Genomic DNA, 11,440 nt, shown 5'->3' on the forward strand with positions numbered 1-11,440 from the left:
TGCCATCTTCCTAAAGTTTCCTTACTGTTAATGTATAGGAATAAACAGGTTTTGTCACGAACGAGTACTTCGTCTTTTCTTTGTGAAAAAGAGTATTCACTGCCTAGAGAAAAGTATTTATCCTCCAATGGTGAGTAAACGGTGGACCACCCCACACATCAACCACAAAACGGTTAATGAAAGGAGTAAAATAATGAAGAATTTTGTCTTTGTTTATGGAACCCTGAGGAAACATGCTAAAAACCATTCGCTTATTCAAAATGAGGAATTAATTGCTTCGCAAGCTTGGGCTACAGGAGAGCTTTATGACTCCGAAAAAGGCTATCCTTTTTTTATACATGAAAGCACGTCTCGCGTTTATGGCGAAGTATATGAAATTTACTCAGATAAATTTTCAAAAATTGATGAGTTAGCATCTGAACAAAATCATTACACTCGGATGAAAATTGCGGTTTACACCGACCACTTAGGCGACATTGAAGTGTATACATACGTTAATAAAAAAGAACAAGTAACTGGTTTATCACCATTACGATATGGAGATTGGCTCGTTCATTTAGAGCTAGATCGCGATTGGCATACGTATTATGCATACGGCTCCTGCATGGACAGTGCTCGTTTCAAACTTGCACAAGTCGATCATCTTTTTCTAGATCGAATTGGTGGAGGAACAGTTGATCGCCTCGAAATGAACTACTCATTATCTGTCCACGACGGAGGGCGAGCAAATATTATTGAAACGGGTAACCAAGGAGAAGGTGTTCTCTATAAAGTTGGTAGAAAAGCCACTCAGTACTTATTCAAACGTGAAGGTGTAGATAACGGCTTGTACCGTCCGGCGATCATCGACGTAACAGTTAATGGCAGGATCTATGAAAAATCACTTACCTTCATTGTCCTCGATCCAAGCGATGAATGCGCACCACCTATGCATTACGCAACCGAGATTGTTCGTGGTTCTAGGGGCGTTGTGTCTGAAATGTATCATCAAAAACTAATGAAAGATTTAAAAGTGAAATATAATATGGATGTTGCAGGAGACGGATAAAATCGTCTTCTTTTTAATTGTTTAGGAAATTAGTTTTTAGCTAGCTTCATTGTGAAATCCCAGCCCCTCTTACAAATATATCTAAATCAGATTTCTCCATATCTCATGATCTCATGCTCTATTAGAGAGAAATTCGGCATTTACCCCAAATTACCCGTGTATGTTAGCGCTTTCACTCTTGATTCCCCACTATAACTCACTCACTTTCTGTTTACCCTTGAAGTCAATTGAGTGCATGGTACGATTATAAACATGATAGAAATTAAACGAACAAAAACCGAACACGAATCAAAAGGAGCTGGAAAAACGATGTCAACGAATTTACGAGTAGCTTTTATCGGTGCAGGAAATATGGCAGAGGCAATGATTTCAGGAATTGTCCAAACAGGGATGTTAGCGCCTCACCAAATCGTTGCAACAAATAGAAACAATGAGGACAGGTTACTAGAACTGCACAATCGATATGGTATCCAAGGAATTGAACGAGACAAAGTCCAGCTATCTTCTTATGACGTGATCATTTTGGCGATGAAGCCAAAAGATGCTGAAAATGGTTTTCTATCCATTAAAGATGAGATAGTTCCTGAACAAGTCGTCATGAGCGTGCTTGCTGGGATTTCTACAGAATATATGGAAGAGATTTTACAAGATAGACAACAAGTGATTCGCGTCATGCCAAATACTTCAAGTATGCTTCGTCAATCAGCAACAGCCATATCACCAGGCCAACACGTGACAATGAAAAACGTAAATGTGGCTAAAAGCTTACTTGCTTGTATTGGGGAAGTCTATATGATCGAAGAAGATCAAATGGACTTGTTCACAGGTATCGCCGGTAGTGGTCCCGCTTACTTTTATTATTTGATGGAACACATTGAAAAAACAGCTCTTGCAAATGGCATGAGTGCGATTCAAGCAAGAGAAATTGGGGCTCAAACGATTTTAGGTGCAGCAAAAATGATGATTGAACGAGAAGAATCACCAACACAACTTCGCCAAAACGTAACGTCGCCAAACGGTACAACAGCAGCGGGACTTGAAGCACTTGCACAGAACGGTGGCGGCAAAGCGATTAAAGCAGCTATTGAAGGTGCTATGAATCGTTCAAAAGAAATAACAAGTAAATTACAAAAAATCACAATTTGAATTTAAAGGACGACATACGAAGGAATATTTATCAGAAATATTTGAAATCAGGAGCGGGAGTGGTAGCATGACATCGGAAGATCAAAAGAGAGTGGTTATTAAAATAGGAAGCAGCTCACTAACGAGCCTCTCAGGTGATATTAGTAGAAGGAAGATGGAACGTTTAACAGATCAAGTCGTCCAGTTAAAAGATCAGGGACACGAAGTTGTACTTGTATCATCAGGAGCTGTCGCAGCTGGTTACCGTACACTTGGCTTTGTTTCTCGTCCAAGTTCATTACCCGAAAAACAAGCAGCAGCGGCAGTTGGGCAAGGACGCTTGATCGAATCATACGCTGAGCTATTTTCATCGCATGGCTATGCGGCTTCCCAAATTTTAATCACGCGTAGTGATTTTTCCGATGAAACACGTTACAACAATGTGAGAAATACAATTAATGTCTTGCTAGAGCGCGGTATTGTGCCAATCGTTAACGAAAATGATACGGTAACAACCGATCGCTTACGCTTTGGTGATAATGATACACTTTCAGCCAAAGTTGCCGGTCTTGTCGCATCTGATCAGCTAATCATTTTATCGGACATAGACGGCCTCTATAATGCAGATCCTCGTAAAGACCCATCTGCTGAACTTTTAAAAGAAGTAACGGAAATTACAGAGGATATTGAAGACATGGCGGGAGAACCAGGTTCAGCTGTAGGAACAGGTGGCATGCGTTCTAAAATTGATGCATTTAAAATATCGATGGCTTCTGGCATTCCCTCATTCCTCGGACGTTCGGGTGTTCACAATATCTTAATAGACGCTGTAAATGAAGAAGCTCGTGGAACGTATTTTGAAGTAAAAGAACCAGAATTAAATTTAAATCATAAACGTCAATGGATCGCATTTAACTCAGGTCCTGAAGGTGAAATACTTATTCAAGATGATGCGAAAACAGCGATCATTGATGATAAGGAAAACCTTCATCCAAGTCAGATTTATCAAGTTAACGGCTACTTTAAAAAAGGATCAGTCGTGCGAATTCTTGACTTAAATAAAAATAAACTTGGTCTTGGTATGGTGAATTACTCTTCTACTGATTTGAAGAATTTTCAGCGAGAAAACGAAGAGCAAAGCGATTCAACCGTTGCAGTGGTGCACAGCGAATCATTTGTCTGTGAGCTCGAGGTTGCTATACCGATTGGAGTTTGATCAAGAAAACACAAAAACTACAAGGAGTGATTAGGTGACGACAGTAGTTGAACCAGTACATATAAAAGAACAGGCAAGACTAGCACAAATAGCTTCAAAAGAACTTGGACTTTTATCAACAGAAGATAAAAACGCAGCGCTTCATACAATTGCAGACCATTTAGATGCGAATGTAAGTAACATTATGGAAGGTAACAACCAGGATTTAGCGAATGGACGTAAAGCTTTGTATGACGAGGCGTATATGGACCGTCTAGCTCTAAACGAAGCACGCATCAAAGAGTTTGCTGAAGGTCTTCGGCAAGTAGCGAAACTGGACGATCCAACTGGAGAAATCGTGTCACAATGGACACTTGATAACGGCTTGGATGTTCAAACGGTTCGTGTTCCGCTTGGTGTGATCGGCATGATCTATGAAGCACGCCCGAACGTAACAGCAGATGCAACCGGACTTGCACTTAAATCAGGGAATGCGATTGTACTAAAAGGTGGTTCGTCAGCGATTCACTCAAACCGTGCTATTGTAAAAGTGATGAAAGAGGCACTCATTTCAACGAAGATTTCTCAAGATGCCGTTCAATTTATCGATAGTACGGATCGCGTTGCCACTGAACAGCTTTTTACAATGAAAGAGCACATTGACGTGTTGATTCCAAGAGGTGGTGGCAAGCTGATCCAAGCAGTCGTTAACCATGCGACCGTGCCTGTACTTGAAACAGGTGTTGGGAATTGCCACATCTATATCGACAAAGGTGCAGACGTTGACAAAGCGATTAACATCTTTATCAATGCAAAAACAGATCGTCCGGCCGTATGCAATGCAGCAGAAACATTAATCGTACATGAAGCATTTTTAGCTGCTCATCAAGAGACGTTAATTGAAGCTTTCAATAAATATAACATTGGTGTATATGGTGACGACAAAGTATTGTCAGCGGTTCCAAACGCCACTCGTGCTACAGAACAGCACTGGGCAGAAGAATTCTTGAGCTTAGACGTTGCTATGAAAGTTGTTTCAACTGTAGATGAAGCCATTGCACATATTGACGAGTATGGTACAAAACACTCAGAAGCCATTGTGACTGAAGATAAAGAAACAGCTAAACGCTTTAAGGGACTTGTCGATGCAGCAGCAATTTATCATAATGCATCTACTCGTTTTACAGACGGAAGCGCGCTTGGCTTTGGTGCTGAAATTGGCATCTCAACACAAAAGCTACATGCAAGAGGTCCAATGGGCTTACAAGCACTAACAACAATTAAGTATGTAATGAGTGGAAATGGTCAAATCCGCTAAGGTAGATTTTCATAAAAAGAGGCAGCCATCATAGGCTGCCTCTTTTTATACGTCTTTTTTAGAAAAAGTAACTGGTGCTTTACCAGAAGATGTATGGTGTTTTTTTTCGGTAAGATTATATTTAATATCAAAAAATTTCTTTGCAAGTTTTGGTAGAGATCCGTCAAACAGTTTCTCTCTCCAATATCCATCAGCCGCACGTTGCAAAGCACCCGCTTTTGTTGGATACGGGTAGACCATGCGTGACAGACTGCCGATTTTTTTCTTGTTTTTCATTGCAAACACAACCAATTGCATCCACTCACCGGCTTCTTTGCCTGCTGCATGTGCTCCTAAAATTGTACCTCGTTTGTCCGTAATAACTTTAACAAAACCTCTTGTTTCATGTGATGTAATAAATCGATCGACCTCGTTTAAATGAGCACGGTAAACCCGGTAGTTAATACCGGCTTCTTTTGTTTCTTGTTCAGTCTTACCTACGTGAAACACTTCAGGTGAGGTGAAGGTTACCCACGGTGTTTTATCGTGATTCAGCGAGTTTCTAAGCCCAAACAACACATTTGAAACGACAGTTTTTGCTTCTTCACCAGCCGCATGTGTGAAAGGGAGGGTGTTGATCGTATCTCCAACAGCAAAAATATGAGATTGAGAAGTTCTGAACGAACGATCCACGTCGATAAAGCCTTTCACTGTTTGGACTCCTGCAATCGCTAATTCTAGAGAAGAAATGTTCGGTTTGCGTCCTGTGGCCACTAAAAGAGTATCCACTTGAACAGATTTTTCTGTAGCTCTACGATTTTCAACCGTTACGGAAATCTCGTCACCGCTCGCTGAAACTGTCTTCACAGTCGAATTCAATTCAATCGTCATCTCTTCTTTTAACACGTTATACATAAACTTTGATATATCTTCATCGTCTTTGGCGAAGATCTTGTCGCCGCCTTCAAACACCGTCACATAGGATCCGAGCCTAGCAAAAGCTTGTGCCAGTTCTAACCCAATTGTACCGCCACCAATGACGCCCAAACGCTTAGGCAATTCAGGCAGATCAAAGATCGTTTCATTTGTCACATACGACACACCACCCAGTCCATCAATAGGTGGAATAACAGGAGAAGAGCCTGTAGCGATAACTACTTTTTCAGCAAAAATGACTTCATTTGATCCAATTCGTATTTCGTGAGGAGATTGAAAGCTAGCACCACCGAAATAAAGATCCACACCTAAGTCTGTAAAACGTTTGTTGCTATCATGCTCTTGTATGACCGCTTGGGGTGATTTAACATGTTCTTTCACACGATCAAAATTAAGCTCACCTGATAAAGTAAAACCGAATGATGAAGCTGTATTTTGCATTGTATGTACGCGGTTTGCAGCATCAATAAGCGCCTTTGATGGTACACAACCATAGTGAAGACAATCGCCTCCAAGTGAATCTTGTTTTTCAATAAGTGCTGTTTTCGCTCCAAGACTAGCAGCACCTGCAGCAACTGTCATGCCAGCTGCACCACCACCAATAACAACAATTTGGTAACGTTCCATATGAACTACCTCCATATAAAGAGCTGAGATTTTTTTCATTTATCAACTATATGTAAAAAATTATTCGTTCCTGTTTTGATTACTATTCGCTCCGTCAATTCGTGTTAATAACGGCAATGGATCCGATTTTTTAACCCACTTAAAACAGCTCTCGTACGTTTGGTTTAACTTTATCAGAAAATAATCGCTTTGCAACAATTCAGCTTCAGTAAGTAGTATTCCAGGTGTAAACACGCTCCTTGGAGAGTGGCGTGGAACCGATACATATGATAAAAAAGGACAACATCATCGACAGGTAAAGTCTGTCCAAAATGAAGTTGGCTTCATTCATCAGTTGTTTGGAATTACAGCATAAACGGTCATCAGAATCGGTTATATGGCTCTATGTCCCTGCCAGAACGATTCTTGCACCAACACGTTTTGTTAATGCTATCGTATATCTAACATTGCTCTCTTCACATAATTTCTAAATACGACAATATTACTTTACTAAAATTATGTGTTTCATTTTAACCGATAATCATATACAATATAATCTAAATCAAATAGACATAACTAGGGGAGTCCAATAAGTTGGGCTGAGAATGAAACGCGTTGAAGTTTCTTGACTCTTGGGACCTGATCTGGCTCATACCAGCGTGGGGAAGTTAGCACAATCTTCAATGCAATACTACTTCTGCATACATATTAGCCGGTCTCACCATTTATGGGGCCGGCTTTTTCATATAGTTTTGCAAGCTTTTCCACTTGTTATGTTCTGAATCTCGTCCATTATGTTCAAAAAAAGGAGAGATTTATGATGTCAAAGACTTCATTACACGAACAAAAAATTTCCATCATGTCTAGTTTTCCAGGTAGTAAAAAAGTATATGTAAAAGGTTCGAGATCTGACATTAACGTACCAATGCGTGAAATTGAGTTAAGCCCGACAACTGGTACTTTTGGCGAAGAGGAAAACCTTCCGGTACGCGTTTATGATACAAGCGGTCCTTATACGGATCTAAATTATTCAGTTGATATTACAAAAGGTCTTCCTGCCATTCGAAGCCCATGGATTCATGAACGAGCAGATGTCGAGGAATATGAAGCTCGAGAAATAAAGCCTGAAGATAATGGTTATAAAGATGAAAATGATCCACGTGCACATCATAATATATTTCCTGGTTTAAAGCGCAAACCATTACGTGCAAAAAAAGGGGAAAATGTTACACAGCTTCATTATGCACGTAAGGGGATTATCACTCCTGAAATGGAATTTATCGCTTTAAGGGAAAATATGAAACCTGAATTTGTGCGTGATGAAGTTGCAAAAGGTCGGGCGATTATTCCTAATAACATCAATCATCCAGAGTCAGAGCCTATGATTATAGGACGTAATTTCCATGTTAAAATTAATGCCAATATTGGCAACTCTGCTGTTTCATCTTCCATCGAAGAAGAGGTTGAAAAAATGACATGGGCGACACGTTGGGGTACTGATAATATTATGGACCTATCAACAGGTAAAAGCATTCATACAACACGGGAATGGATTATTCGAAACTCACCTGTACCTGTCGGCACCGTCCCCATTTATCAAGCACTTGAAAAAGTAAATGGTGTTGCTGAAGATCTGACATGGGAGGTCTACCGTGATACTTTGATTGAACAAGCAGAGCAAGGTGTTGATTACTTCACGATTCATGCGGGTGTTCTTTTGCGATATGTTCCTTTAACAGCAAAACGTTTAACAGGCATTGTATCCCGTGGAGGATCTATTATGGCACAATGGTGCCTACACCACCATAAAGAAAGCTTTTTATATACTCACTTTGAAGATATCTGCGAAATAATGAAATCTTATGATGTTTCATTTTCTTTAGGAGATGGTTTACGGCCTGGATCTATTGCAGATGCGAATGATGAAGCACAGTTTGCAGAATTAGAGACTCTTGGAGAGCTAACAAAAATTGCTTGGGAGCATGATGTACAAGTGATGGTTGAAGGACCAGGGCACGTACCAATGCACCTAATTAAAGAAAATATGGATAAGCAATTAGAAGTGTGTAAGGAAGCACCATTCTACACACTTGGACCCCTTACGACTGATATAGCTCCTGGTTATGATCACATTACATCTGCTATTGGAGCTGCAATGATTGGTTGGTATGGTACGGCTATGCTTTGTTATGTAACCCCAAAAGAGCATTTAGGTCTACCAAATAGAGATGATGTTCGTGAAGGGGTTATTACTTATAAAATTGCCGCTCATGCTGCTGATTTGGCAAAAGGACATCCAGGTTCTCAAAAAAGAGATGATGCCCTTTCAAAAGCTCGTTTTGAATTCCGTTGGAAAGATCAGTTTAATTTATCTTTAGATCCTGAACGTGCAATAGAATATCATGATGAAACTTTGCCTGCGGAAGGTGCAAAAACAGCACATTTCTGTTCAATGTGTGGACCGAATTTTTGTAGCATGAGAATCTCTCAAGATATTCGTAATTATGCGAAAGAAAATAATCTTGATACGAAGGAAGCTATTGAAAAAGGTATGAGAGAAAAGGCTCAGGAGTTTAAGAAATCTGGGGGGAACATATATCAGTAATTTTCTTAGGAGGTTATGCGGATGAATGTCCAAAAAATTGAAGAAGAAATTACTCGAATGAAAACGAACCTTTCTTTTTTGGAAAAGAGTTTAGAAGAGATCCAACGAAATTGTGATCATCATTTTAAAGGCGATCAATATTATGAAAAATGTTTAAAGTGTAACAAAGTAAAAATATTATATTATTAGAGCAAAAAATCTATCAAAAAGGTAGCCAAATAACCTTACCTCTTAATAATTGTGGTAAGGTTATTTAATTTTTCTGTAATTCCCCATAGAAAATTATTTGCTATGATCTCTCAAAAAAACCTTCTTTATCTTTATTATTGAAATATTTTGTTAATTTTCCAAAAGATTGCGAAAAAATAAACAAAACCCCTCTACCATTCAGTTGGCGAAGGGGTTGTTTTTTGCATCAAGAACATATAAAGAGGTCTTCATCATAAAGTAGGAGTGAACAAAAAATAAAAACAAGAGGTGAAAAACATGACTCTTCCAGAAGAAAAAGACTGTTGTGCATGTATCGGAGTAGGCAAGGCACTTTGTTGCTTGGCACTATCGAACGCCATCATCATCTCCATAGCCTTGATCGTGATAGGTTTCGGTGAAATATGGTCGACCGTCGTTGTCGTCTCTGCGATTATCGTCCTGATTATCGGGATCATTTTTGCGGTGATTACCCTCTTTCTTATTGCGAAGTTTGTCTTCCACTGTTTGAAAGATAAAAAGCATCACTACTGAAACAACGTTTAGAAAGAAGTGTATGGAGGTGAGGGATTGAAAAATGATAACTTATTACTGAAGGCTATTCTATTTGTTAATGTTTTGAGACTGATTTTTTCAAGTGTTATCGCCTTAGTTATCATCATCGGGTTAGGGGTCTTTTTCTTTAACGAAAAAACACTCGTGGTGCCGGATGAATTTCCTACGATTCAGGATGCAGTCGATGCAGCCGTTCCAGGAGATACCATATTAGTAAAAGCGTCTGGTGGGCCTTATGAGGAAAGCGTCTTAATTACTACAGAAGATATTAATCTGATTGGGATAGGGAAAGAGAAGCCTGTAATAGATGGAGATACTGTGGTGGGGGGAGGCAATGGGATAACGATTGATAACACTTCCGGTGTGCTGGTGAAGAATTTTATTGTTCAAAACTTTGATTCTGTCAGAGGTATTTTCTTAGACAGTTCAAATAACAACATGATTAAAGAGAATATCGTTAATAATAATGAGCTGGGTATTCGATTATCTGATTCAAATAGCAACATGATTAAAGGCAATACCGCTAATGATAATAGCGGCTTTGATGGGATTTTCTTAAGCGGTTCAGATAACAACATGATTAAAGGGAATAACTTTAATGGGAATAATCGTTTTGGTATTTTCTTAAACTTTGGGACTAGTTCATCTAGCAACCTAATTAAAGGCAATACCGCTAATAATAATGGGAATGATGGTATTTTCTTAGATGCTGCTGCTAACAACAATAATGTGTTCTTTAATCGTGCGTTCGGTAATGGTAATGGGATGACTACTTTCGATATCAACGATCAAGATGCCAACAATTTCAAAGGGAATAAATGTGGAACATCGTTTGGTGCTAATGTGGACTGTGGGAATTAAGAGCCGAATGCGGCTCTTTTTCTGTAAAAGCGAAGTCGATTGCTTTGATCTATGAACAAGTATTAATAAGAATTACATATATTATATGGTTCTGGTGCAAAAACTTCAAAAACGCTGCAAGTAAGCTCTAAATCTTGGACATACTGATACTATTATTCTAAAAAGGGTGCGTGATCAGTATGGAAAATCAACATTTGTTCAAGTGGAAGCACTATCAACCTGAAATGATTTTATTAACGGTTAGATGGTACCTACGGTACAACTTAAGTTTTCGTAACCTAGTGGAAATGATGGAAGAACGAGGTTTGTCTATCGCACACACCACCATTATGCGCTGGGTCCATCAATATGGTCCTGAATTAGATGAAAGAGTACGACGTCACTTAAAACAACCAATGACTCTTGGAGAGTGGATCAAACATATGTGAAAGTAAAAGGTCAATGGATGTATCTCTATCGAGCAGTGGATTCAGAAGGGAATACGATTGATTTTTACCTAAGTGAATCAAAAGATAAAGAAGCAGCCAAGCGCTTTTTCAAGAAAGCCTTGGCTGCTTCTCATAATCGTACCCCTCGTGTGATTACAGTAGACAAGAATCCAGCCTATCCTGTAGCCATTCAAGAATTAAAAGACGAGGAAAGTTTGCCTGAAGACATACCAATTAGACAAGTGAAATATCTCAATAATATCGTGGAACAGGATTATTAAAAAACGAGTACGTTATATGTTGGGATTCAAGTCGTTTGAAACAGACACCTCTATATTAAGCGGCGTAGAGGCTTTGCATATGGTGAAAAAAAGACAACATCACCGACAGGTGGAGTCTGTCCGAAATGAAGTTAAATTCATACATCAATTGTTTGGAATTGCATCATAAATGGTCAATAGAACTAAAATAGTAGCCTATGTCTCTATCAAAATGTGTTTGCACCAAAACCCTTAATAGTTGTTAACGTAAATATTATTAGTACAGATTAGTTTGGCCCCACACACCATGTGTTAGG

At 39.2% G+C, this 11,440-nt stretch carries 9 protein-coding genes, 2 pseudogenes and 1 riboswitch; of the genes and pseudogenes, 10 read left to right on the plus strand and 1 reads right to left on the minus strand.

Annotated elements, in window-relative coordinates:
• The first annotated feature begins 193 nt into the window (after nucleotides 1-193).
• The 4 genes from AB1471_RS12220 (at nucleotide 194) to AB1471_RS12235 (ending at nucleotide 4,686) form a co-directional block, all read left to right on the plus strand.
• Nucleotides 194-1,048, plus strand: coding sequence for a gamma-glutamylcyclotransferase (locus AB1471_RS12220; protein ID WP_367780044.1), 855 nt, complete (start codon nucleotides 194-196; stop codon nucleotides 1,046-1,048).
• Nucleotides 1,049-1,357: 309 nt separating this feature from the next.
• Nucleotides 1,358-2,194 (plus strand): pyrroline-5-carboxylate reductase, encoded by an 837-nt coding sequence (proC, locus tag AB1471_RS12225; protein WP_367780058.1) that lies wholly within the window; start codon nucleotides 1,358-1,360, stop codon nucleotides 2,192-2,194.
• 67 nt (nucleotides 2,195-2,261) lie between these two features.
• Complete coding sequence (proB, locus tag AB1471_RS12230) at nucleotides 2,262-3,389, plus strand: glutamate 5-kinase (RefSeq protein WP_367780045.1); 1,128 nt, start codon at nucleotides 2,262-2,264, stop codon at nucleotides 3,387-3,389.
• A gap of 34 nt (nucleotides 3,390-3,423) precedes the next feature.
• Entirely contained in the window at nucleotides 3,424-4,686 is a 1,263-nt protein-coding gene (locus AB1471_RS12235) for a glutamate-5-semialdehyde dehydrogenase (protein WP_367780046.1), read from the plus strand.
• Nucleotides 4,687-4,731: 45 nt separating this feature from the next.
• Here AB1471_RS12235 and AB1471_RS12240 read toward each other — a convergent pair whose 3' ends face one another.
• Nucleotides 4,732-6,228, minus strand: a complete 1,497-nt coding sequence (locus AB1471_RS12240) for a dihydrolipoyl dehydrogenase family protein (RefSeq protein ID WP_367780047.1) — start codon at nucleotides 6,226-6,228, stop codon at nucleotides 4,732-4,734.
• A gap of 236 nt (nucleotides 6,229-6,464) precedes the next feature.
• Between AB1471_RS12240 and AB1471_RS18360 the strand changes: the two are divergent.
• From AB1471_RS18360 to AB1471_RS12265, 6 genes and pseudogenes are all read left to right on the plus strand, one after another.
• Nucleotides 6,465-6,583 (plus strand): annotated as a pseudogene (locus tag AB1471_RS18360) (IS6 family transposase); the annotation flags it as partial.
• Nucleotides 6,584-6,775: 192 nt separating this feature from the next.
• A riboswitch (TPP riboswitch) is annotated at nucleotides 6,776-6,890 on the plus strand.
• Between the two features lie 137 nt (nucleotides 6,891-7,027).
• Complete coding sequence (thiC, locus tag AB1471_RS12245; protein ID WP_367780048.1) at nucleotides 7,028-8,812, plus strand: phosphomethylpyrimidine synthase ThiC; 1,785 nt, start codon at nucleotides 7,028-7,030, stop codon at nucleotides 8,810-8,812.
• A 21-nt stretch (nucleotides 8,813-8,833) separates the two neighbouring features.
• Complete coding sequence (locus AB1471_RS12250; RefSeq protein ID WP_367780049.1) at nucleotides 8,834-9,001, plus strand: serine protease; 168 nt, start codon at nucleotides 8,834-8,836, stop codon at nucleotides 8,999-9,001.
• Between the two features lie 297 nt (nucleotides 9,002-9,298).
• Entirely contained in the window at nucleotides 9,299-9,553 is a 255-nt protein-coding gene (locus tag AB1471_RS12255; protein WP_367780050.1) for a hypothetical protein, read from the plus strand.
• A gap of 36 nt (nucleotides 9,554-9,589) precedes the next feature.
• Entirely contained in the window at nucleotides 9,590-10,435 is an 846-nt protein-coding gene (locus AB1471_RS12260; RefSeq protein ID WP_367780051.1) for a right-handed parallel beta-helix repeat-containing protein, read from the plus strand.
• Between the two features lie 179 nt (nucleotides 10,436-10,614).
• Nucleotides 10,615-11,313, plus strand: a pseudogene (locus AB1471_RS12265) (IS6 family transposase).
• Nucleotides 11,314-11,440 lie beyond the last annotated feature (127 nt).

This window comes from Jeotgalibacillus marinus, assembly GCF_040801915.1.
Lineage (GTDB): Bacteria > Bacillota > Bacilli > Bacillales > Jeotgalibacillaceae > Jeotgalibacillus > Jeotgalibacillus marinus.